This window comes from Dielma fastidiosa, from assembly GCF_000313565.1.
GTDB classification, from domain to species: Bacteria; Bacillota_I; Bacilli_A; order Erysipelotrichales; family Erysipelotrichaceae; genus Dielma; species Dielma fastidiosa.
On sequence record NZ_HE578924.1, the window covers coordinates 75,705 to 99,381 of the forward strand.

At 41.0% G+C, this 23,677-nt stretch carries 25 protein-coding genes and 1 riboswitch; of the genes, 7 read left to right on the forward strand and 18 right to left on the reverse strand.

The annotated features are described in order from the left end of the window. Nucleotides 1-18 precede the first annotated feature (18 nt). The 4 genes from DAHG_RS03710 to DAHG_RS03725 all read left to right on the forward strand — a co-directional run bounded on the left by DAHG_RS03710 (nucleotide 19) and on the right by DAHG_RS03725 (nucleotide 3,978). Nucleotides 19-924, forward strand: coding sequence for a helix-turn-helix transcriptional regulator (locus DAHG_RS03710; RefSeq protein WP_022936978.1), 906 nt, complete (start codon nucleotides 19-21; stop codon nucleotides 922-924). Between the two features lie 56 nt (nucleotides 925-980). After that, nucleotides 981-1,259, forward strand: coding sequence for a DUF3795 domain-containing protein (locus DAHG_RS03715; RefSeq protein WP_420870386.1), 279 nt, complete (start codon nucleotides 981-983; stop codon nucleotides 1,257-1,259). A gap of 94 nt (nucleotides 1,260-1,353) precedes the next feature. Then, nucleotides 1,354-2,226 (forward strand): NAD(P)/FAD-dependent oxidoreductase, encoded by an 873-nt coding sequence (locus tag DAHG_RS03720; RefSeq protein WP_022936980.1) that lies wholly within the window; start codon nucleotides 1,354-1,356, stop codon nucleotides 2,224-2,226. A 48-nt stretch (nucleotides 2,227-2,274) separates the two neighbouring features. Beyond that, nucleotides 2,275-3,978, forward strand: a complete 1,704-nt coding sequence (locus DAHG_RS03725) for a GNAT family N-acetyltransferase (RefSeq protein WP_022936981.1) — start codon at nucleotides 2,275-2,277, stop codon at nucleotides 3,976-3,978. Between the two features lie 26 nt (nucleotides 3,979-4,004). Here DAHG_RS03725 and DAHG_RS03730 read toward each other — a convergent pair whose 3' ends face one another. The 9 genes from DAHG_RS03730 to map all read right to left on the reverse strand — a co-directional run bounded on the left by DAHG_RS03730 (nucleotide 4,005) and on the right by map (nucleotide 11,068). Then, on the reverse strand, nucleotides 4,005-5,396 hold the full coding sequence (locus DAHG_RS03730) for a M20/M25/M40 family metallo-hydrolase (protein WP_022936982.1): 1,392 nt from the start codon (nucleotides 5,394-5,396) through the stop codon (nucleotides 4,005-4,007). A 9-nt stretch (nucleotides 5,397-5,405) separates the two neighbouring features. Beyond that, nucleotides 5,406-6,137: an amino acid ABC transporter ATP-binding protein gene (locus DAHG_RS03735; RefSeq protein ID WP_022936983.1), complete on the reverse strand. Its 732-nt coding sequence runs from the start codon at nucleotides 6,135-6,137 to the stop codon at nucleotides 5,406-5,408. Nucleotides 6,138-6,146: 9 nt separating this feature from the next. Continuing rightward, nucleotides 6,147-7,262 (reverse strand): amino acid ABC transporter permease, encoded by a 1,116-nt coding sequence (locus DAHG_RS18695; protein WP_022936984.1) that lies wholly within the window; start codon nucleotides 7,260-7,262, stop codon nucleotides 6,147-6,149. 9 nt (nucleotides 7,263-7,271) lie between these two features. Next, a complete protein-coding gene (locus tag DAHG_RS03745; protein ID WP_022936985.1) occupies nucleotides 7,272-8,117 on the reverse strand; it encodes a transporter substrate-binding domain-containing protein in 846 nt (281 codons plus the stop codon). Between the two features lie 66 nt (nucleotides 8,118-8,183). After that, nucleotides 8,184-8,352: riboswitch (Lysine riboswitch) on the reverse strand. Nucleotides 8,353-8,456: 104 nt separating this feature from the next. Then, nucleotides 8,457-8,708 carry a hypothetical protein gene (locus DAHG_RS03750; RefSeq protein WP_022936986.1) on the reverse strand — a complete coding sequence of 84 codons (252 nt, stop codon included), beginning with the start codon at nucleotides 8,706-8,708 and terminating at the stop codon, nucleotides 8,457-8,459. Nucleotides 8,709-8,710: 2 nt separating this feature from the next. Next, nucleotides 8,711-9,208, reverse strand: coding sequence for a helix-turn-helix transcriptional regulator (locus tag DAHG_RS03755; protein ID WP_022936987.1), 498 nt, complete (start codon nucleotides 9,206-9,208; stop codon nucleotides 8,711-8,713). Between the two features lie 188 nt (nucleotides 9,209-9,396). Next, entirely contained in the window at nucleotides 9,397-9,579 is a 183-nt protein-coding gene (locus tag DAHG_RS03760; protein WP_022936988.1) for a hypothetical protein, read from the reverse strand. An 82-nt stretch (nucleotides 9,580-9,661) separates the two neighbouring features. Beyond that, the gene (locus DAHG_RS03765) at nucleotides 9,662-10,183 is read right to left on the reverse strand and encodes a cysteine hydrolase family protein (protein ID WP_022936989.1); all 522 of its coding nucleotides are present in this window, start codon (nucleotides 10,181-10,183) and stop codon (nucleotides 9,662-9,664) included. A gap of 15 nt (nucleotides 10,184-10,198) precedes the next feature. Next, the gene (gene map, locus DAHG_RS03770) at nucleotides 10,199-11,068 is read right to left on the reverse strand and encodes a type I methionyl aminopeptidase (RefSeq protein ID WP_022936990.1); all 870 of its coding nucleotides are present in this window, start codon (nucleotides 11,066-11,068) and stop codon (nucleotides 10,199-10,201) included. A gap of 72 nt (nucleotides 11,069-11,140) precedes the next feature. Here map and DAHG_RS03775 point away from each other — a divergent pair, with 72 nt between their 5' ends. After that, nucleotides 11,141-11,863 carry an AAA family ATPase gene (locus DAHG_RS03775; RefSeq protein ID WP_022936991.1) on the forward strand — a complete coding sequence of 241 codons (723 nt, stop codon included), beginning with the start codon at nucleotides 11,141-11,143 and terminating at the stop codon, nucleotides 11,861-11,863. Between the two features lie 89 nt (nucleotides 11,864-11,952). Here DAHG_RS03775 and DAHG_RS03780 read toward each other — a convergent pair whose 3' ends face one another. The 8 genes from DAHG_RS03780 to DAHG_RS03815 all read right to left on the reverse strand — a co-directional run bounded on the left by DAHG_RS03780 (nucleotide 11,953) and on the right by DAHG_RS03815 (nucleotide 20,450). Then, the gene (locus DAHG_RS03780; RefSeq protein WP_022936992.1) at nucleotides 11,953-13,011 is read right to left on the reverse strand and encodes a DUF6709 family protein; all 1,059 of its coding nucleotides are present in this window, start codon (nucleotides 13,009-13,011) and stop codon (nucleotides 11,953-11,955) included. Between the two features lie 150 nt (nucleotides 13,012-13,161). Beyond that, on the reverse strand, nucleotides 13,162-14,016 hold the full coding sequence (locus DAHG_RS03785) for a DegV family protein (RefSeq protein WP_022936993.1): 855 nt from the start codon (nucleotides 14,014-14,016) through the stop codon (nucleotides 13,162-13,164). A gap of 194 nt (nucleotides 14,017-14,210) precedes the next feature. Beyond that, nucleotides 14,211-15,026: a hypothetical protein gene (locus tag DAHG_RS20425; protein WP_146211900.1), complete on the reverse strand. Its 816-nt coding sequence runs from the start codon at nucleotides 15,024-15,026 to the stop codon at nucleotides 14,211-14,213. Nucleotides 15,027-15,165: 139 nt separating this feature from the next. Then, a complete protein-coding gene (locus tag DAHG_RS03795; RefSeq protein WP_022936995.1) occupies nucleotides 15,166-15,528 on the reverse strand; it encodes an FMN-binding protein in 363 nt (120 codons plus the stop codon). 81 nt (nucleotides 15,529-15,609) lie between these two features. Then, entirely contained in the window at nucleotides 15,610-16,821 is a 1,212-nt protein-coding gene (locus tag DAHG_RS03800) for a metallopeptidase TldD-related protein (protein ID WP_022936996.1), read from the reverse strand. A gap of 42 nt (nucleotides 16,822-16,863) precedes the next feature. Continuing rightward, a complete protein-coding gene (locus tag DAHG_RS03805) occupies nucleotides 16,864-18,198 on the reverse strand; it encodes a TldD/PmbA family protein (protein ID WP_022936997.1) in 1,335 nt (444 codons plus the stop codon). Beyond that, complete coding sequence (locus DAHG_RS03810; protein ID WP_022936998.1) at nucleotides 18,191-18,748, reverse strand: GNAT family N-acetyltransferase; 558 nt, start codon at nucleotides 18,746-18,748, stop codon at nucleotides 18,191-18,193. Before DAHG_RS03810 ends, DAHG_RS03805 begins: the two co-directional genes overlap by 8 nt. A gap of 115 nt (nucleotides 18,749-18,863) precedes the next feature. Further along, complete coding sequence (locus tag DAHG_RS03815; protein ID WP_022936999.1) at nucleotides 18,864-20,450, reverse strand: ABC transporter ATP-binding protein; 1,587 nt, start codon at nucleotides 20,448-20,450, stop codon at nucleotides 18,864-18,866. Between the two features lie 221 nt (nucleotides 20,451-20,671). On the opposite strand from DAHG_RS03815, the gene DAHG_RS03820 reads away from it, so the two are divergent. Beyond that, nucleotides 20,672-22,300 (forward strand): putative manganese-dependent inorganic diphosphatase, encoded by a 1,629-nt coding sequence (locus DAHG_RS03820; protein ID WP_022937000.1) that lies wholly within the window; start codon nucleotides 20,672-20,674, stop codon nucleotides 22,298-22,300. 35 nt (nucleotides 22,301-22,335) lie between these two features. Here the strand turns inward: DAHG_RS03820 and DAHG_RS18705 are convergent, their stop codons facing one another. Further along, nucleotides 22,336-23,004, reverse strand: coding sequence for a TlpA family protein disulfide reductase (locus tag DAHG_RS18705; RefSeq protein ID WP_022937001.1), 669 nt, complete (start codon nucleotides 23,002-23,004; stop codon nucleotides 22,336-22,338). Nucleotides 23,005-23,177: 173 nt separating this feature from the next. On the opposite strand from DAHG_RS18705, the gene DAHG_RS03830 reads away from it, so the two are divergent. Beyond that, nucleotides 23,178-23,636 (forward strand): GNAT family N-acetyltransferase, encoded by a 459-nt coding sequence (locus DAHG_RS03830; RefSeq protein ID WP_022937002.1) that lies wholly within the window; start codon nucleotides 23,178-23,180, stop codon nucleotides 23,634-23,636. The last annotated feature ends 41 nt before the right edge of the window (nucleotides 23,637-23,677 follow it).

Consider the following 23,677-nt stretch of genomic DNA (forward strand, 5'->3'; position numbering starts at 1 on the left):
GAAAGCTGAGGGATACTGATGAAAATTGAACGGCTGATGGCAATAATTATAATCTTGCTGCAAAACAAGAAAGTCACAGCAGCTATGCTGGCACAGAAATTTAATGTATCGAAACGCACGATATACCGCGATCTTAACGATCTAACCTTGGCAGGCATTCCTATCATAAGTAACACCGGCAGCAATGGCGGCATCATGATGGATGAAAATTATAAGCTTGATAAAACACTGTTTACCAAAAAAGAACTGCAGGCGATATTTACCGGCCTTTTAAGTTTGGACAGCATTGCTGCCGATAATCGCTATCAACAGATCATGGATAAATTTTTATCTGATAAACATGGCATCTATGCCGATCAGCACATTTTGATTGACTTGTCTTCCCATTACAAAAACACCTTGGCTCCCAAGATTGAACTGATCCGCAAAGCGATTGAGACAAGCTGTGTAATCGGTTTTGATTACTGCGGTTCAAAGGGTGAGCATCAAGTGCAGCTCAATCCCTATTTAATCGTATTTCAATGGTCGAGCTGGTATGTGTTGGGCTATGAAGCAGCCGCTGAACAATTCAAGCTGTTTAAATTAAATCGCCTGTGGAATCTAAAGCAGAGTGAAAAACCCTTTGAGCTAATGGATATCCCTCAGGAAAAGCTGGCCTTTAACACTTATTTTACCGATACGATTCATGCCGTCATCCATTTTAATAAGAATGTTAAATATCGGGTGATTGAAGAGTATGGCATCGATTCCTGCACCGAACTGAATGATCATTTGCTGCGTTTTGAATTTGATTTTACCAATAAAGAATATCTGCTTGAATGGGTGCTGAGCTTTCATGATCAGGCTGAATTGATTGAACCGGCAGAATATCGCCAGGAATTAAAAGCACGGGCACTGGCATTATATAATAAATATTTTGAATAGTGACATACAGCTGTCATCATGCCTATGTTACACTCTATCCTATAAAGGAGAGTGGAATGATGATTGAATCAAGATGCGGCTTGTTATGCAGCGAGTGTGAGTTTAGAAATTCGATGAATTGTCAGGGATGTACAAACATTAAGAAACCGTTTTGGGGTGAGGCATGTCCGGTAAAAACGTGCTGTGAGGATAAGGCATTGGCTCATTGTGGGTTATGTCATGATTTTCCCTGCGCCCTACTTCAGCAATTTGCCTATGATACAGATCAGGGTGATAACGGCAAACGGATTACCCAATGCCGATGCTGGTGTCAGCTGACAGCCATCCATGATTAAGAAAACCGGTGTCCGGTTTTTTTTATATTCTTATGCAAAAGAGATGACGTTAAGCAAAGAATCGGCTATACTAATAAGGAAAAGAGGGTGCAGCATGAACGAATTATACGATATTGCGATCATTGGCAGCGGGGTAGCCGGTCTTCAGGCCGCCATCAATGCAACGATCCGGAAAAAGAACATCATTGTATTTGGCAATAAAAATTTATCAACCAAGTTAGTCAAAGCCCACCGCATTGATAATTATCTTGGTTTTTATGGTAAGAGCGGCAGTGAAATTGCCCAAGCGTTTCAAGAACATATTCAGGCAATGAATATTGAAATTACTGAAGAAAAGATTACCGCCGTTTATCCAAATGGCGACAGTTTTATGCTGGCTGGTGCCGGTAATATGTATGAAGCCCGCAAGGTCATACTGGCCAGCGGCGTGGAACTGACACGTTCCATTGAAAATGAAGCTGATTTCTTAGGCATGGGTGTTTCCTACTGTGCTACCTGTGACGCGCCGCTTTATAAGGGCCGCTCTGTAGTGGTTGTCGGTTATAGTGAAGAAAGTATCCATGAAGCAAATTACATTGCGGAAATCGCGGAGCATGTTGATTTTGTACCGGTTAATGTTAAGACTGATGATTTGAAAAGTTCAATCAATGTAGTCAAGGATGTGCCTTTGCGCATTGAAGGTGAGCAGTCAGCAACCCGTCTCGTATTAAAAAATCAGACATTGAATACCGATGGTATCTTTGTACTCAGAGACAGTGTTGAGCCTTCTCAGCTCGTTAACGGACTTGAAATTGAAGACGGCCACATCAAAGTAAACCGTCAGATGGAAACTAATTTCCATGGTTTATTTGCGGCTGGCGACTGCACAGGCAAGCCTTATCAGTATATGAAAGCAGCCGGTGAAGGTCATGTCGCAGGCTTAAGCGCCGTCGATCAGATTGACAAAGAAAATGCAGGTATTCAATAATCCGGTTCAGCCGGATTTTCTCTTGATTAATAAAAAAGCAGGTGTGTTATGATAAAATTCAATCCTCAAGATTATAAACAGCTGGCAGCGCTGTTTAAGCAATACAACAATCATGATTTTAATTCCAATATCTGTTCATGGATCATGTGGGATCATGTTTATGAGCTGTATATGGAAATGCACGAAAACTATACATTATTGCTGATTCATATGCATGACACATGGGAATGGCTGACCCCTTTATGTGATGAACGATACCGCCATGAAGCGATGGATGCCATGCAGCGTTATAGTAATGAGCATCACTTCCCTTTTGTTCTCTGTGAAGTATTAGATGATTTCAAACGCTGGTGTCAGCAAGCACACTATCCATTTGTCTATCAGCGGGAAAGAGAAAGAGATGATTATGTCTATGATATTGCCCAGCATCGTGATTTATCTGGTAAAAAGATGCAGAAAAGACGCAATCATTACAATGCCTTTATAAAGGAAAATGGCAGTGATTATAGCTTTGAACCTTTAGCTCCCTCACAATTTGATGAATTATACGTTTTCTTAGATACATGGAAAAATAACCACAGTCATATTCAGGATATTGAAAATGAATTGATCGGTATCCGACGCATGCTTGCGAATTTTGATCAGCTGCCATTATTAGGCGGAATATTGAGAATTCATGGTCAGATTGAAGGCTTCATTCTCGCATCGCCGATTGATGATGAGCTGATTCAGATCCATGTGGAAAAGGTGAATCATGAATACCGCGGGTTAAGTGTCGCTATTTTAAAATGCTTCCTGGAATCCCTGCCTGCTGCCTATACCAAAATGGATAGGGAGGATGATTTAGGCTTGCCGGAGCTTAGAAAAGCTAAGCTTGATATGCATCCGATTTATCGGATTAAGCGTTTCAGAATCTTACCCGGCAAGGCAGAGATCGTACCCGCCAATGATAATCTGCTGCCACAGATTAAAAATCTTTGGCTGAACAGCTTCCCTGATGAGAACCCATTAACCACTGCCTTTTATTTTGATAAGCTCTATGACCCTAAACAAACACAGTGTCTGCTTCATGATGATCAGCTTGTCTGTATGCTGCATCTGCGGGATATGGAACTGATGATGGATGGTAAAGTGACAGCGGCTAAATTAATTTTAGGAATTGCCACCGATCCTGAATATCAGGAATGCGGATATATGCGCCAGCTGCTTACTCATGTGCTTGATAAGAATACTCAGATACCTTTATTGATTCAAGCCTATGATTGGGAGCTGTATAAGCCTTTCGGGTTTGAAACGAGTTATAAACGGCGCAAAACCATCCTTCGCAAAGCGGCCTATGAGGGATTGGAGAAGCATTGTGACTGCTGTGAAGACGCCGCGGCCTTGCTTAGCTTGTATAATGAATATGTACAGGACAAGAATGGTTACCGCATCCGTGATCTGAGCTATTATCAAGATTATCTGATTCCCTATGCGAAATGCAGCGGACGAATCTTAATTCACCGCTCACAAGATGAAATTGACGGTTACTTGGTATATGATGAAAATGAAGATCAGCTGATTGTCAATGAATTAATCTGCCGTTCACAGAAAACAGCCAATGCGATGATGTGCTGTATCTGTGACAGTGATAAAGAAATCATTGTTTATCATGTCGATGATGAAATTGTCGGTGATACGATTGAAGAGCCTTCAATGATGAGTCTGCATCTGCCGATTCATGAGAATAATTTTATATCTGAAAGTTTATAAAGAAAGATGGCGCGGCGCGCCATCTTTTATTTACATGTCTGCTGAATCAAATGAATTAATGAACGAATACCCTGCGCATAGGCTCGGATACTGATTCGCTCATTCGTACCGTGAACGCCCTTTGATACAATTTCCGCTTCTTCAATAAAAGGACCGTAACGCAGAACGGTATCACAGATGCACTCATAATTACGAGCGTCGGTACTGCCGGTAACCAGATTAGGAATAAAGCTCACACCGCCAAAGAAGGTCTGCAATGTTTCTGTCAGTTTTTGATAACCATAACTGTCATAACGGGAAATGGCAGATGCATCATTAGCCTGGATATAGCTGCATTTAATTTCATCACCAACCAATTTGGAACAAGCTTCAAGCAGCGTATCAATGCTGTCATGGCAGGCCAGACGGAAGTTGATGACAGCCCACATATTCTGCGGCATAACATTGCCTGCCTGCGCCCCCTCACAGATCATCGTCGGTGCTATTGTTGTTGATACTTGATTGTATAATTCTTCACTGTTTAAATAATAATCTAATATTGCATTTTCATGAGCCTCAATGCTGCTGACATATGTCTTCATCGGTTCCTGATTAATTTTAGGAGCCAATGTTCTCAATGCCGCTTTGTTTAATTCGCTTAACCGCGCAGGCAGCGGATGCTCTGCAATGGCTGTGATTGCCTTCGCAAGATGACCTAAGGATGTCCCATGCACCGGATTGGAAGAATGACCGCCAACACTCTTCGCTTCAAGTAAAAGATCCGCATAGCCCTTTTCACTTAGGCAGATGGAAGAAACCAGTGAGCCTTTTGCGCCATAGACATCTCCATCAATGATTTCACCGCCGCCTTCATCCAATACAAATTCAAGCTGAACGCCCTGCTTTTTCAAATAAGCAGCCATTCTCGCGGAGCCGGTGTTGCACGTTTCCTCATCCTCGCCAAAAGCACAATAAATAGTACGCTTTAAATTCATCGCATGGGTCAGGCAATATTCCACCGCTTCCAAGATGGCAAATACCATATTTTTGATATCTAAAGCTCCCCGGCCCCAGATCATACCATCGGCAATCGCTCCGGAATAAGGCCCATAGGTCCAATCTTTTTCAGTACCCTTAACAACTGGTACAACGTCAAGATGTGACATCAGCAGGATTGGCTTTAACGTTTGATCACTGCCTGTCAGCTTAATCAGCATACTGTTGCCATGCATGCTTACCTCACCATGATGCATCACTTGCGGAAAAGATGTGCGGATAACATCATGCAGACGTTTAAACTGAGCATCATCAACCTTGCTGACATCAACATAAGAGGTTGTTCTGCATTGGATTGCCTGACTCAACCGGCGGCATGCCTGATGGATATCTAAATCTGGATACATCATTTCATTTTGATATGTTTCATAAACAGTTTTCATATTTTTCTCCTATAAATAGCGGCTTAAAAATTCTCTTGTCCGCGGCATTTGCGGCTGGGTGAAGATTTGTTCAGGCGATGCTTCCTCTAAGATTACTCCCTGATCCATAAACACCACCCGGTCACTCACTTCTCTGGCAAACTGCATTTCATGGGTAACAACAACCATTGTCATGCCCTCATTAGCCAGCCGCTGCATAACATCCAGCACTTCCTTGACAATTTCCGGATCAAGGGCACTTGTCGGTTCATCAAACAGCATAATTTCCGGATTCATACACAAGGCTCTGGCAATGGCGACACGCTGCTTCTGACCGCCGGATAAGGTTCGTGAATCTGCATAAATAAATTCCTTTAAACCAACAGCTGTTAAATGCCGGATGGCGATTGCTTCAGCTTCTGCTTGCTTCATTTTCTTTACCGCCGTCATTGCCAACGTACAGTTATCCAATACATTTTTATTATTAAATAAATTGAAGCCCTGAAAAACCATGCCGATGTTTTCCCGCAATACGTTAATATCGGTACTCAGATCCGTCAGGTCTTGGTCTTTGAAATAAATATGACCGGCATCTGGTTCTTCAAGCAGGTTAATACATCTCAACAGCGTACTTTTACCGCTGCCGCTGGCTCCGATAATACAGACTACCTCACCCTTTTTCACATTCAAATTAATATTCTTTAATACACGCAGCTGATCAAAAGACTTCTCAAGATTTTCAATACGGATAATTTCTTCCATAAGTGCCTCCTAATTACTGCTTGGAATACCGCGTGATGCCGGCATATCTAAACGGCGGGCCGCATAATTAAGCAGTCGGGTAATGCTATAGGTCAGCAGCAAATAAATCAGTGCTGTAACCAAATAAACTTCCAAGCCTTTATAATAAGTACCTGAAATTGTACTATTCGCAAACATCAGTTCAAAAAAACCAATGGTGGTAAGTACCGAAGTATCTTTAATATTAATGATAAATTCATTGCCGATTGCCGGTATACTGTTTTTAACCGCCTGTGGAAATAAAACCTTCATCATCGCCTGCCACTGAGTCATACCCAAGGAGCGGGCCGCTTCCTTCTGCCCCTTATCCAAGGATTCCACACCGCCGCGCAGTACCTCAGTCAGATAAGCCGCTGAATTTAATGAAACGGTAATTGCCGAAGCCAAAAAGAAAGACCAAATTTTATTAACCTCGGAGATGGGTGCGTTTGGCATTGCCATACGGGCTAATGTAAAACCAATAGCATTGATAATCAAGACCTGAACCATCATCGGTGTACCGCGGATAATCGTCGTATAGGTTTTCGCAAAGCTTTGACCTATCAGTTTTAAAATCTGTATGCTGTCAGCATCACGGCGATCAGGAACCTGTATCCGCAGAAAGGAAAGCAGGATTGCCAATAGAAAGCCGCATAAAGTTCCAATCAGCGATACCTGCAGCGTACCGCTGATGCCTCTAAGGTAAGTCGCCCTTGATTGATAGGCCATATAAATCATCGATGGCACAAAGCCTTCCGGATTGCTTTCAGCATGGATCGACTGAATAAAGAGCTGAATGAATCGGGCAATACCGCAGTCAAGCAGTACGATACCAAAGAAAACAAGGGTAAAGATAAAATATCGATGCAGCCATTTCTGTAACGCTTTTTTCTTATGCGCATAGGCTGAAAAAGGAATATAAGCAAATGCGGCTGCCAAAAGCAAATACCACAAAATCATCGGAATCCGGTTATAGATTGATAGTGTAAAACTCCCCTTACTTATTAATAGCAGCCATGCATCCAGCAAAGCAAACAGCCAGCCCAGAAACCAGGCATGCTGGGGATAAGCACGCAGCGTGGCAGCGTCATGTATTTTCAGTTGCATAAGCAAACCCTACTGCGGCATTTTGGCTTGTGCCTGCGTCAGCATTTCCTGACGTGTTTCCGTTGGTATTTCAGCCAGCGCGGCATTTACCTGATCCAGCAAAGCCGTGTCTTCTTTGCGTAATCCAATGCAGGCCCCGTTAAAGCCTAACTCAAAACCCTGTCCATCAGGAAAAGAAATCGTTACTAAATTAGGATAGACGTTCGTATAAGCAACCGCTGATTCAGTATCTAAAACAATACCGTCAGCCGCTCCCTGATTCAGACGGGCAATCATATTTGCCACATCAGTGACCGGCGGCAGATGATCGACACCCTCGATTTGATCGATTACTTCATCATATTTAGTATTTTTCTGACCTAAAAGACTGGCACCGGCAAAATCACTGAGTGAATCAGCTTCCGCGTAGGATGAATTTTCATCAACCACAATCATATACTCAGTTTTACGAACTGAATAGAAATCAGAGAAATTCACTGATTGACGGCGATCCTCGGTATCTGCCATACCTGCAATGACCATGTCGATCTGACCGCTTTTTAATGAATCAATCAAACCGTCCCAGCTCAGCTTAACAATTACGATTTCCGCATCCAATGCCTCCCCAATCTGTTTTGCCATCTGCACATCATAACCCTCCGCATAAAAGCCTGACACATTTTCAATCGGCAGATTTGTATCACTGGCCTGATCCTCCTGCCAATTATTCGGCGCATAGGCACATTCCATTCCTACCCGCAATACATTTTGATTATCCATGTCATTAGCCGGTGCATCATTACTGCCGCAGGCGGCAAGCGTACACAGCATCATGGACAACAAACCAAATCCAATAAAACTTCTAAAATATTTCATATTCTGATCCTCCTGTATAAAATAAAAAACGTCTTTGGTAAAAGACGCTTCACAATAGTTTCTATCGTAAAACAAAGCGCCTCTACAATAAATGTAGGAATCCTATGAGTATTTCCCATAGTCTCACACAAGCATAATGCCTTATCCTCATGTTCGGCGATGGCTGCCTTTCCATTTGATCACAGGATGCCTCCTCACAAATGTACTCTTCTACATCGCTACCTCTTGTTTTTTATTTATGAAACAAGTTTACTTCATTATGAAATATTTGTAAATAGTTTTCTGAAAATATTTATATCATTTTCTATGTAAGCGATAATCATTTTCAATCAATGAATCCTATAACCTTATTTCGACATATGTTCCATCCGCCGCTTCTACCTCAAGCAGTGTCAAAGATCCATGTGTTCTTTTGATATCATGAATCAGTCGGCCAAAAGCCTGCATTTGATGCGAACTGATTACCGGTACAGCGACTTGTTCTTGATTAACCCTGCGCAGCACATAAGATGTGCAAAAGGGATTCAGCAGCAGCCAATTAGGAACCGGGACGGTTAACGCCAGCTTCTTTGTGCGTACTTTAATCAGCATAATTATTCCACATAGATTTCCACATGATCGCCTTCTGCACTGTCAACTTCCATTAAGCGGCCGATCATACCATTTTCAACTAACTGAATGATTGCGGAAAGATCAATATTTTCAAAACCATGGGTACCATTGCCGGAAACCTTGGAAATATCCAAGCCAATCTCAGCCGCCGCCTTCACTAAAGACATCGGCAGATTCATTCTGACCCGATCTCCCTTAACACTGTCAACGGTCATCCTGAGAAACATCTGATTGATATCCTTGCGCTCACCGGCCGGCAGCAGCACTGGCTGAATCTTTTCCTCAGGCAGAACCAATTCATCAAGGGTAACGTGGAAAAATTTCGCCAGTTCAATTAACAGCGGCAGATCCGGAATTGATAAATCATTCTCCCACTTTGACACCGCCTGTCCTGAAACATTCAGTTTTTCAGCTAATTCATCCTGTGTCATGCCTTTCATTTTACGATATTCACTTATTTTAGTTCCTAATGTTTTCATTACAATACCTTGGGGCTGAAATGCTCTTCACCCCATCCTTTCTTACACGTTTATTATAAATGCCGAGCCGTCAGGAATGAACAGACGCATGGTTGAATAAAACAACGCTTCGTTGGATTTCTCCCAACGGCTGGTTGATTTTATGAAAAATCCCGTATTTTACGCTTAGTATTAGAAGTATAGCCATTTTATGTATAAGAAAGGGTTGGTGATTGGTCTGAAGAATCATAAGGAATCAGCGGACCAATGCTTAGATCATCAGTATAACAAAAGGAAGAGTGAAAACCACATATCCGCAAGCAGGCACGTGTACTTTCATCAAAACAGAAATGCTTTGCATTATAGAAATCGCTTAATTGTTTTTTACCCATAGCCGCCTGCTTTCCTAAATGAAGACTCTCACTTATAGCGTCATAAAACAAAACTCTTCCAAGTCAGAAGAGCCTCATTATTTTAAATTAATTCAATGCCTGACTGTTCCATCAGCTTCAGTGCCATACTGTGATACCCCTCAGCCTTATGATGCTGCGCGTCATAAGTGGCAACCCCCGCTTTGACAACCTTTACCTTATGATTGCTGTCAATCTGATTCAGATAGGTTTTTAAAGATAACGCGAACTGCAGCACACAGATATCGGTACAGCAGCCGCACAGCACAAATTCATCATAGCCATCATAGAGATGCGGATCAATCGCGTGAAAAGCATTCGTTGAATTCTTTAGAATTTCCTTTTTCACATAAGGACGCAGTTCATCAATGACCTCTGATTCACTGGTTCCTTTAACACAATGAGAAGGAAAGCTTTTAAACTCAATAGCATCACGGTCATGCGCATCACGGATGAAATAACAGTCACCGTCAAATTCACGAACAAGATTTTCAATGCATGGTACGATGCTCATAATTTTTATATCATGCATCGCGCCCTCTTTCACAAAGCCATTAACCATATCAATAACAAACAGTGCTTTCATGTTTTTTACCCCGCTTTATTTAGTCAGAATCTCATAGCCTTTTTCAGTAATCAGCACCATGTTTTCCCACTGTGCTGACAGTTTGTGATCCTGAGTATAGATCGTCCAGCCATTCTCCTTATCCACATAGACTTCATGAGTTCCCTCATTAATCATAGGTTCAATCGTAAAAATCATGCCCGGCGCTAAAATCATGCCTGTACCCGGCGTTCCTACATGCGGCACAAAGGGATCCTCATGGAATGCCTTGCCGACACCATGTCCGCCTAACATTCTTACCACGCTGTACCCATTCTTTTCAGCAACCTGCTGGACTGCCGCCGACATATCACCAAGGTATCCCCATGGTTTAATCGCTGCTAACCCCGCTTCAACCGCTTCCTGAGTCACCCGGACAAGCTTCTCAGCTTCGGCAGATACCTTCCCGATCATAAACATCCTTGAAGCATCGGAAAAATACCCCTTATAGATTGTCGATACGTCTACATTAACAATATCGCCTTCTTTAAGAATCCGCTTTTCATCAGGGATTCCATGACATACTTCATCATTGATTGATGTGCAGACACTCTTTGGAAATCCTTCATAATTCAAAGGCGCCGGAATCGCGTGATGAGCTGTCGTATAATCATAGACGATTTTATCTATCTCAGCGGTACTCATTCCTGGGCCGATTTTTTCAGCCACCGCATCTAAGACACCTGTATTGATCTTAGCACTTTCCTTGATTGCCCGAATTTCTTTTTCATTCTTTATTAACTCATGGGATGGGCACAGACAGCCATTTAAACGCAGATCAACAATCTTCTGATCAAATTCAAAATGACAATGTTTATATTTTTTGCCGCTTCCGCACCAGCATTCACCATTTCTTGTATATCGCATAGATTCACCTCACCTTATCTATTATACATCAATTCTAAAAAAAAGCGTGTATAATGTTCTTGAGGTGATACTATGTTTCTGCGTGAAGTATCGATTAAAGATAAGACAATCAATAACTCATATGTCTATGATATTCCAATGATTCAAGCCTTTAACAGCTTGTCTTTTAATAAACCGGTTACTTTTCTTTGCGGAGAAAATGGTACCGGCAAATCAACTTTGCTGGAAGCGATTGCCATTGCTTATGGTTTCAATCCAGAGGGTGGCAGCCGCAACCTGATGTTTTCAACCTGTGATACACATTCCCCGTTAGCGGATAACCTGCGGATGGTAAAAGGCTTTGAACAGGCTAAAGACGGCTTCTTTCTGCGGGCAGAAAGCTTCTATAATGTTGCGACCAGCATTGATGAGAATGAACGTGAACGATCAGGTTTGTTAAGAAGCTATGGAGGCAAAAGCCTGCACGCGCAGTCACACGGTGAAAGCTTCTTTGCCCTTATGTGCAATCGTTTCTATGGTCATGGTCTTTACATCCTTGATGAACCGGAAGCCGCGCTCTCGCCAAACCGTCAATTATCGATGCTGACCTTAATGCATGATCTGATTAAAGAAGGTTCACAGTTTATCATAGCTACTCATTCGCCAATACTGATGGCTTATCCAGAGGCTGATATTTATGTCTGCAGTGATGAAGGCCTGACGCTGACAGCCTATCAGGATACCGATAATTATCAGGTAACCAAGAGCTTCCTGCAAGACCCAAAACGTTATCTGCGATTTCTGTTAGAAGATTAAATAAAGATAAGTCTTATATTTTCATAGATTGCAATATTAAAGGGAGTATTAATCGCATTTATTAAAATGAAATTAACACTCCCTTATTTTTATGCGCCTAGTTCATGAGCTGCTTTGCAGAAAGCCTCACGGTCTTTTTTATACATATTAGCCCGTTCCTGACTGTAACCAATAAACATACGCGGATAATGTTCAATAAAGGCTGCCAATACATCTTGAGCCTGCTTTTCCTTCATCCCCAGTGCAATCTGCTTGCCATTCTCCTGACAGATCATCAGCGAATAGCTTTTACCGGTTGGGATACCATTCGTGCGGTGCTGGGTTGTCTGCTGATATGCCCATACAACCGAAGATGCAGGCAGCAGCCAAGTCTTTGCACCTACCTGAAACATCATAAAATTACGATCCATGCGAATGCCGCTTACCTGATCAGCCATTTGGTAAAAGTCCTCAACCTTAGCAAGCGCTGAATCCGCATCTAACTGTGCCGCGCAATATTGAGTAATTGATTTCTGATAACTGCCGCTCATCACACGAATTAAAAAGAACAATCCAAGCGCTGTTAAAAGCAAACCGCCGCCGGTATACATCCATACCTCAGTCTGACTCTTATCACCGACTTGACCTTCTTCAAGTACCAAAGGAAGCATCAGCTTCTGGGTTTCCAGTGTCATTTCATCATAACCGACAACCTCATGATAATACTTTTTAGACTGACTGCTCATCGCTTTAACCGTACCATGAATGGTGAACGGTTCACCATTAAATTCATTTTCATTGATAATATAATCATTTGTAGCTCTCAGCAAGGCATCAGCTTGATCTACAAACTTAGCCGGTACTTCAATCCCCATGTATTCAGCCTGACCAACCGGAATGATATACTCCTTTGCCGTTACTTTACTTTTACCGCTGCTTCTTCTTTCCGTATAAGCGTATGAATCCATGATAAAGGTAATCTCAGCACTTACATATTTTCCCTCTAATTCATTCACCGGCACACGGTTAATATCCGTACCGCCTGATAAGACAGTAATTGCGCTGGGAGCACCGATTCCCAACAGCACCAGTCCCACTACAAAACAAATCAAAAGCATCGGCAGCACTTTTTTCAGGCTGACTTTTTTTAACTCCTTAAGCATATTCATTGTAATATCCCCTTTACTATTCCTTTATATGTTCATTATTCTAACATATATGACTAATATCGACAATTCTAAATCATAAATCGGAATTAAAAGTACAAACAAATCCACGCCAAACAAAAAGATTTGCCATCACTGACAAATCTTCACTGATTATTCTGAAAAAGCGACAATTCCAAAGCAGCCAGGACCGCCATGAGTTGAAACAACACCGCCGGTTTCCATCCACTTGATTGATTTAAAACCATAATCAACCGCTGCCTTTTCAGCCTTTTCTTTTACTGCCGGATCAATTCCTTCTGACCACAGCAGAATGATCTCCTCTTTGCTGAGATTATATTGCTCGGCATATTTCGCCACAATTCTAGGTGCTATGAACAGCATCGATCCGCGCTTCTTCTGGGTGCTGACCAGCTTTCCTTCAATAATCTCAATCATCGGTTTTAAGTTAAGCACCTTAGCGCCAAGATAAGCCGCATTGCTGACTCTGCCGCCGGCCTTAAGATAAACTAAGGTATCCGGGAAGAAGCACATATGAATTTTCTTTTTTAAACGTTCTACTTCTGCCAGCACTTCTGTTAAAGAAGCCTCTGGATGATCATTCAGATATTCAGCGGTACGCATCACGATCATTCCCTGTCCTACGGAAACATTCTCGGTATCAACGCTTGTGATATAAGGACGATTTTCACCGGCAATCAGCGCATTCTGAAACGAACATGTCGTTACTGCTGAATAAGCTAGATGCAGGATGTGCTTCTCTGGATACCGTTCATGAAGCTCATCAAAGACCTTTTCAAAATCCATTGGATTGCATGCGCTTGTTTTTGGAAGCTCCCCGGTTGTTTCGTAATGGTCAAAGATCTTTTGAATTGGAAATGAGCCATCATCCAAAGTAGTTTCACCAAAGGATACATGCATCGGCACAATGACAATCCCATACTTTTCAGCTAGTTCCCTAGTAATATCGGAGCCTGATTCGGCGACTAATATATATTTACTTTCCATCTTCTTCCTCCTTTTTATACCTAAATATACCATTAATCGGCTGTCTAGTTCAAGTAATTCTATCTGATGCGCTGCTTTTTTTCATATCTGCTCTGACAGGATCAGCAAATATGAGATAAACGCTTCCACACTACATATCCATTTTATGCGCTGAAAAAGAAAAAAACCCTCATCAAAAAGAGGGTCAAATTCAATTATTCAGCTGTAGAATGATAAACACCATCAGCATCAATAGCACAGCCGTCGACTTCCGTATTTACAGCCATTTTGCCGTCAATACCGACATAATACCAGCGGCCGCCGGTAGACGCGATCCAAGTTTCAATTACTTTAATACCGTCACGATAATAATACCAGCTGTCGTTTTCAAGATGCCAGCCTTGTTTCTTTTCAGGCAGCTTCATCGCTTTTACCATCACAGCCTGACCTGGCATTGACAGCATTTCAACTTCATACCAAACAATGAACTCATCATTCTGATGAATATCATCAAGACCTAGAATATTCTTTGTTTTATAAGCAAATAATTCCGTGTCTTCCTTCATAAAAGTAGCAATCAATGTCTGATCCGCACTCAGCACTCTGACAAATTCATCCTCTGTCTCAATAATCTCGCCAGCCTTGATATAACGAGGCACACGATAATCTTTGTCTACATTCACAAACACAACAGACGCATTAGTGATCGGCGGCAGACTCTTAGTCATGATTGGTGATACATAAGCCGCAATCCGATCCAGACGTTTTAAGCTGGTTAATTCTACCGGATCACCGGTAAGAGCATCAATTATCACTGTATCTTCACCAATGTTTAAGATGCAGTCATTGCCTGCCTCAGTGCTGTTAATGATTTGAATCCGGTTAGTACCCACTGCTTCAACCTTTCCCCATACAAAAACCTTTGTTTCAGGAGTTGGCAATTCATCCGCATTCTCTGCCTGTACTGGCATAGCTGTAAGCATAAAACTAAAGGCTAAAACTAAACTAAAGAATTTTTTAATTATTTTCATAACCATCAATCCTCTCTTCCTGGTCTTATTATGACAGATACTGGAAGATTTATCTATATATCATGAATAAGATGCTTGATTTGAAAGATAACTTACAAAAAAACAACTGAGTTTTACCTCAGCTGTCTTGTTGCATAAACTATTTAGCTTGTTCGATTGCAGCTTTTGCAGCTTTGATGAATGCTTCAGAAGTTACAGTTGAACCTGAAACTGCATCAACTTCAGCTGAACCAGCTTCCTTCATAGCTTCAGCTAATTTAGCAGCGGCATCTTTACCTAAGCCATCTGTTTCTTCATCAGCAGTATAAGTAACATCTGTGATCTTACCGTCACCGTCAACAGTTACATTAACTGTTACGTCGCCGCCGAAACCTTTTTCAGTAGCAGAGAAAGTTCCGCCCTTACTGCCTTCAGCATCGCCGCCGTTACCATTACTTGAACAGCCGAATAAAGCAACACTTAACATTAATACTGCAATTACACTTTTATTTAACTTTTTCATTTTTCTTTACCTCTTTTGACCCTTGCGTCAAGTCAATTATAAACAATTCATGACTTATTGTAAAGTTTGTTCAGATAAAATTCAATTTAACTTTTGGATCTTAGCGCGAATTGCTAAAAGATTTTGATTAAATATTAACTTATCAGAAGAATAACCGATATAATCTTTACCAAATAAATCATAGATACTGCCGCTGATTTGGAATTCAGGCAAATGTCCAAGCATCTGCTCACCGTCGGTTAACAGGGCGTACTGTACCGGTGTCGCGAAATTGCCGGCCGGTGATGTATCACCGCCGCTGGCTGCCACGATGATAATACCTAATCGGCCGTCAAGCAGTTCTTTAACGGTCTTGCCATTTGGACGCAGATCAAGATTCGGACAGCCAAGCGTTGGCACATCATCATAATTGCCGTCTGCCGCACCGCTGCATTCATAGCTAAACTGCTGCGCACATTGTTTATCTGTATAACAGCGAACGATCCTGCCTTGATCAATTATTGGCAGATCCTTTTCCTGAACCGTTCCCTCCGCATCAAAAAATGGTGCCATCAACTGACTGTCTGCCGATGTCTGAATTAATGAGAATTCAGGGTTAAATACTTGTTCACCCATTTTATCTTTAAACAAGGAAGTCTGATAGCCCATGGCCTTGCCGCTTAAATCCGTGATGATTTTCTGTGCCGGTAAGCCCCAGTTTGTTAAGATAACAGCATCTTCCGGCAAGTCCACAGCGGTGCGCATACCAGTCAGCATCGCTTTGGTTTCTTTCCTTAATAACGCCATATCCCAGCTGCGGCTTGCGAATTCAATCGCTGATTCAAAGATATCCGCGGAATCAACATGCTTAAGCAGGATGCTTGCCGCCAGATATTGGTCTCTGTTGATCAGCTGAGTGCCGCTTTCATTTGTTAATTCGATAGTTATGACTGTCCAATTTACCTTATTGGAGAAGATAAATTCCGGATAAAGCTGACGGCATTCGCTTAAATAAGCCTCAAGATCCTGAATCATCTGTTTTGGATTTATTTTCTCACTCGTTAAATCACGTATCTTTTTGATTCCCTTGGTTGGTTCAAAAGGATAAGGAATCTTCAGCTTCAGGTTCTCTCTGGCCTGACGAAAACCCTCTTCATCACTGCCTTCACCCAATATGCCGCTGACTCCCAGAAAATTATTTTCATAGATGCGATAGCCGGTTTTCTCTATATTTTTACAGCGTACAGATTCCAGCTGGCTCGCTACGATATTAAATGAATATTCCTCCGTTTTAATCTTATATTTTTCTTTCATAGTTCTGTATGATCATCAATTCCTGATAATCCTGGCTCCTTTCTATTGAACATTAATTCCACTGACCCGCATATAAGGCCCGCCAAAGGCTACTGGCAGCGGCCATTGTTCCATCTTGCCGCAGCCGCCTAAAGCAAAGGAAAGCGCCTCAAAATGAGTTGAGAGTGCTTCGATATGATAGAGTGTTTCCATCACATTGCCGGTTATGACTGAAACCTGAACCGGCTCAGCAATCTTACCGTCACGAATCATATAAGCCCTCCGCGGGGCAATGGTAAAGGTTGACATGCCTGAACCATGATTAATGCATTCAATATAAACACCTTCCTTGATAGGTGCAAATACTTCCTCAATCGTTTCTTTACCCGGTTTAATATAGGTGCCGGTCATACGGACAAGCGGTTCAAACTGAAAATTCATCGCCCGAGCGTTGCCGCTGACCTCCTCATTTAAGGCCGCTGCCGTTGCGGCACTGTGCAGACGTCCGCTCAGAATTCCATGAGTGATAATCTGTGTTGATTTAGCCTTCGTTCCTTCATCATCATAAGGCACATATCCGTTGCCGAACCAATCACCGCGGTCTTCAATCGACAATTCGGAACAGCCTACCTGACGGCCAAGCTCCCATTCCTTAAGCATCGTTTCATCGCCCACCATAAAATCAGATTCACTCTTATGGCCAAAGCTTTCATGAGCAAACACACCCGTAACACTCGGTGCCATAACCACTGTATACATGCCCGGCTTAACCGGAACAGCATGCTTGATATATTCAATATCCTTTGCGATTTCACGCTTATACTCATCATCATGATTCAATAATTGATCAAAGGTTTGTCCCATGACATCATAAGAGCCGCCATGACTTTGACCATTTGCTTCTATCACATAACGCAGACACATCGCGTATGACTGGGTGTCGAAATGAAGCTCACTGCCTTTGCTCGAATAGAAGTCCTTAACAATGCGACGATCCTGATAAATGGACTGCCACATTTTAATTTCATCAGCATCGATCAGTGAAGCACAATGCTTAACCAAAGCCATTTTTTCATCATTCGCTGTATTTAAGAAAGCCTCGCCGTCAAAAACCATCAGCGTATCCTTATTTACTTCCAGCTTCTTTACGATTGGCGTATCCATCACCTGTTCATTAGGTTCTGCCATCAAAGCCAGCTCATCAATGGCCTCCTGAAGCTTTTCAACCTCACTGCTCGCTTTATAATACCAGCGCCGGCCATCATAAATACGAATCAACGCTCCTTTTTCACGCTTGCTTTTATTCGCTTTAAGCTGATCATTTTCAATCACGATATTCGTAGTCATAACGGTTTCAATACGCACATCAGTATACAAATTCTTCGGATAATTAAACATTAAATTGTTCCTCCCATTCTTCTTTTAATACCGCCAGCATGAGATGATCTTCCCATTGATGATTGATATTAACATTTTTTCGGTTAGTGCCTTCAACCATGAAGCCATTTTTCTTAAGCACATGAACCGAACCTGCATTGCGTTCCATGGCGCCTGCTTCTATACGGTGCAGCTTCAGCTTTTCAAAGCCAAATTTCAGCACCAGCGAAACAGCGGCACTCATGATTCCACATCCATTATAACGCTCATCCAGATAATAGCCAAGCATCCCTGAACACAGCGGGCCATAAACAATATCCGTAATGCTGATACAGCCATTCAGTTCACCGTCAATGAAGATACCAAACATATAAGCACTGCCCTGCTCTGCTTTAACACTTAAATCAGCAAGCATTTTCACATGCTGCTGCAGCGTATAGTATTCACTTTCCGGTGTCGCTAATGTCTTTTCAAAAAAAGCACGGTTGTGCATATCCAACGCCAGCAGCTCTGCCGCATCCTTTTCATCCAGCAGCCGCAATTGAAAGCGGCGATCCGTTTCAATTTCCATATTTCCTCCTATATTAGATATTTATCTAATATTTATTATATATCTATGTTATAACTTATGCAAGCAAACCTTGCATGCTTAAAGAAAAGTCAGTGAAATCTTGATTCACTGACACTTATAAATAATAGCATTGGGTTAATAAAGGAATGATTTCATCAGATAAATGATGACTGACTAAAATCACGGTTAATTCTGGATCTGACAATAAACGCTTTTCAATTTCAATTGAATTTTTTTGATCTAAAGCTGAGGTTGCTTCATCCATAACGATAATCTTTTTATGCTGAATCAAAGCCCTGGCAATAGCAATTCTTTGCTTTTGACCGCCGGAAATCGTCTTAGCGCTTTCCCCAATCATTGTTTCAAGACCCGCATCCAATCCCTGAATAAATGCTGAAAGGTTACAGCGTTCTAATACTTCCTTCAGCAATGTTTCTGATACATCTTCAAATAAAGTAATATTATCTTTTATTGAAGCCTGAAACAAATAGGGTGATTGTTCAATATAAGCTATATTTTTTAATAAATCTTCTGCATCCCAATCACAAATATCTTCATGGTCAACAAACACATGACCCTTTTCACAAGGCAGAATTTTTAATAGGATTTTCAAAATAGTTGTTTTCCCGCAGCCGCTCTCACCCAAAACAGCATATTTATTGCCAATTTTAAATTCAGCAGAGAAATCCTTAAATACTGTTTTTTCTCCATAAGTAAACGCTAAATGCTGAATAACGATTCCTTCCTGTATCCGCTTCTGAATATCTGTTTTAATTAATACTTCTCTTTGCTTATCCGCATGTTTTAAAAGTGACTTAGAAGCACGGAATTTTAATGTAGAGGATACAACGGTAATTGCCGAGCTATAAAACATACCCGTTAGATTCCCCTGTGAAAGCAGCACACCCGCCGAAACATATTTCATACCAATCAAAACAGCTGTCACAAATGTTGAACCCAGCTGACAGAGTATTCCCATATAATCAACAAGATAAGAAATTAAGGCCTGAAAATATGAATAGCGGCATTTAAAGTTTAATAGCTTATCAACATAACACATAACCCGTTTCTTAAAGATATGCTTCTTTTGATATAACTCATAAACCGGATAGCCTGCCAGCTGATCTTTAATCTGATCGGTAAATTCCGCATTCTCTTTTGATAAAGCAAGATTATATTTTTCATTTTGCTTATCAAATAACTTAGGTGCAAAATATAGGACGAGGAATGCAATGATGGTATAAAAAGCTAAATAGATATGAATATTAGCAAGGGCTGTAAAGGAAAAAATCAAAAGCGTAAGATTATCAACAATTGCATAAAATGAATCAAACACATTCGCTGTAATTTGATTCATATCATTGGTAAATATCGAAATGTAATCACCTGTTTTCTTAGCATCAAATTCACTCAGCTGCATATTAAAAAAAGTATATACAAGTTCTTCATAAATATCCCGCTGCATCTTTTCATAGGCTCTAGCCTTGCTTTTTGTTTTCAGATATCCGCAGCAATTGCATAGGGCCCAAAGCAGCAGCATAATCCCCACTTGAATTAAAGCATTGATAAAATCACCAAGTATTAATGTATCTAATACCTTAGCTAATATTAATGAAGAAACAACCATCAGCATTGATGCCAAAGCTCCCAAAATCAACACCTGTATATTCAAAGCCCAATGTTTCAAAACCAGCTTTTTCATTCAATCTTCCCCCTTTTTATTCATCCATTATATCCTGCAAAATCTTTCATTACAATGAATTACTTATAAATCATCACAGCTTGTTCATTTTATTTTGTCTGATTCCTATATTTTATGCAAGCGGTTTATTTCTTTCGGATTGTTGTCCTATAAAGCATTGATTTATGATACTATATTAGTATAGGACGCAAGTAGTAATTACTTGTAGAATGGGAGCAATCATGAAAAACAATCTTTATATTACAGGGCATAAAAATCCTGATACGGACTCCATATGCTCATCTATCGCATACGCTGATTTAAAACGTCAGCTGGGTATTGACGCAATCGCTTCAAGGAATGGCGATATCAATGCTGAAACAGCCTTTGTATTAAAAAAATTCAATGTTCCGCAGCCAATCTATATGAATACCGCAACCTGTTCACTGCGCGATATTGAAATTGATGAGGTTATCCTGGTCAAGCCTTCTTATACGATTAAACAGGCATGGAACAGCATCGCAGGCACAAAAAATAAAAGCTTGTTTGTAGTTGATGAAGAAGAAAAACTGATGGGTGTTGTAACCATGTCGAATCTATCCAATGTGCTGATGAAGGAATGTGTGGATATCCGCAAGCTGATGGCTGAGACAAGTGTTCAAAACATTGTGGATACCCTTGAAGGAACCTTGGTAAATGATTCTGAGAATTATAAAAGCAATGGTCAGGTGCATATCCTTGTCAACAGTGAATATCTGAATACCGATATTGATTTCAGAACGTCAACCGTTGTATTAGGCAATGACATTGATTTGCAGCGCCGAGTGATTGAAGGCGGTGCGACATGTCTTGTTTTAGTTGAAGACAATGTGGTTCTGCCGGAGATTGCGCAGCTTGCGAAAGAGAATGACTGTGCGCTGATTCAAACGTCATTAAGCACGATTTATGTAGCTAGATTGATTTATCAATCCTCACCGATTCATTTGATTATGACGAAGAATCCTGTCTCATTTAAAATCAGCGATATGGTAGACGAAGTCAGCAAGCGAATGTCAAAGAGCCGTTATCGTTCTTATCCGATCCTTGATGATGACCGTCATGTTCTGGGGGCAGTTTCACGTTTCCATTTATTTAATTATCGTAAAAAGCAAATCGTATTGGTTGACCATAACGAAATGTCACAAAGCCTTGAAAACATTCATGACGCAGACATTGTGGAAATTATCGATCATCACCGCATCGGTGATATTGAAACTTTAAATCCGATTAATTTCCGTAATCAAACATTAGGTAGTACATCGACCATCATAGCGATGATCTATAAAGAAAAAAATATCGTACCAACAAGAACTATGGCAGCCTTAATGTGCTGCGCTATCATTTCAGATACGATGAATTTCAACTCACCGACCACCACCGATGTGGATCGTCAGATTGGGGAAGAATTAGCGAGAATCGCCCGTCTTGATCTCGATGATCTGTCGAGGGAAATGTTTGAAGCAGTCGCAACCTTAAAGGGTAAAACCTTCTCTGAAATCTTATATAATGATTTTAAGGAATACAACATGGACGGACACAAGGTGGCAATCGGTCAGATTAACATCGTAGACAGCTTAGAGCTTGAGGTACTGCGCCGTGAGTTTGAGTCTTATATGGGCAAAATCAACAGCATTAATAACTACGATATTCTGCTGATGGTATTTACCAATGTCGATGGCAGCGGCAGTTACTTTGTATCCTTAGGTAAATTAGCTTGGGTCGTTAAAGAGGCTTTCCGGCAATATTATGGTGATCATGATTTTGTGAAATCCATTATTTCAAGAAAGAAACAAATCGTACCGCATCTTCAGGATGAGTTAAAGGTAATATAGAAACAAAGGAAGTCCGCAGCGGACTTCCTATTTAATTAACATTTTAAATCACAAACTGCTGACTGTACCTTTTTGATATATTCAGCATAAATATCATAAAGCTCCTGATGCTCTTCTTCACTCATTCCCGCATAAGGATCACTTTGTGAATCAACCGTGCTTTCATGCATGCCGATCACTTCACCATCTTTAATAAAGAACACAGTTGGGAAATAGAGACGCTTAATTGTCTCATCATTTAAGCCATCATAAACAGGCAGTGAATCATACAGCTTATCGTAGATTTTCTGATATTCAGGATCTTTAGCTTTTTCCTCATTCACGCTGCCATCTTCATTTAAGCTTAATGTATCACGATATGGCTGTGCGTTAAAATAATAGATTTTTTCTACATTCAGCGCTTTCGCAGCTTCTAAAAGTACCGGTACGGCATTACGGCACCATGGACATTCCGGAAAGCCAAAATAAACAATACCGCTGTCATCTAATACTTCCATTAATTCATCAATGGTTACATAGACGATAGGGTTATCAGCATCGATTGACATAGAAAGATATTCCTTGTCATTATCATTTTTCTGATTGTTTAATGCTTCATATTCTTCTTTGAACTTTGCACCGTCTCCACTTGCTTCAGGTTCTTTAGCTGTTGTACAGCCAGCCAGCAAGGTAAGGGCAAGAAATCCAGAAAGTAATTTTTTCATTTCGTCACCTCGCGCACATTATAACATGCTTTTTTTATTTCGTAAAATTCTTAGACAAGAAATTTATGGCAAATTGTTCCCATGCATCCTCAATATTTAAAATCAAAGGCAGTTATAATTTGACAACGATAAGTTATAGTCCTAAAATTCATATATACACAGGGAGCAAACTTATGATTAAACAAATTCTAAATAATGAGGATAAACAAATGATAGCACGCATGATTCTTGAAGCACTGCCTGAATGGTTCGGTATTCCTGAAGCCACTGAGGAATATATCATGGAGAGTGCTGAACAATTGTTTTTTGCTGCTTTCATCGATGGCAAAGCGGCAGGTTTTCTATGTCTAAAGGAAACCGGCAGGGATACGGTTGAACTGGCAGTGATGGGTATCTTAAAAGATTATCACCATCAAGGTATTGGCCGTGCCTTATTTACCGCCGCAAAGGAAACCGCGCTCAAGAAGGGTTATTCGTTCATGCAGGTAAAAACGGTGAAACTGGGCTGTTACAAGATTTATGATGACACGAATCGCTTTTATTTAAGCCTTGGCTTTAAAGAATTTGAAGTATTGCCAACACTGTGGGATAAGCATAATCCATGTCAAATTTATGTAATGGCACTAAAATAAAAGTTCAACTTAAAATCTGAAAAACGAGTAGATAAAATAAA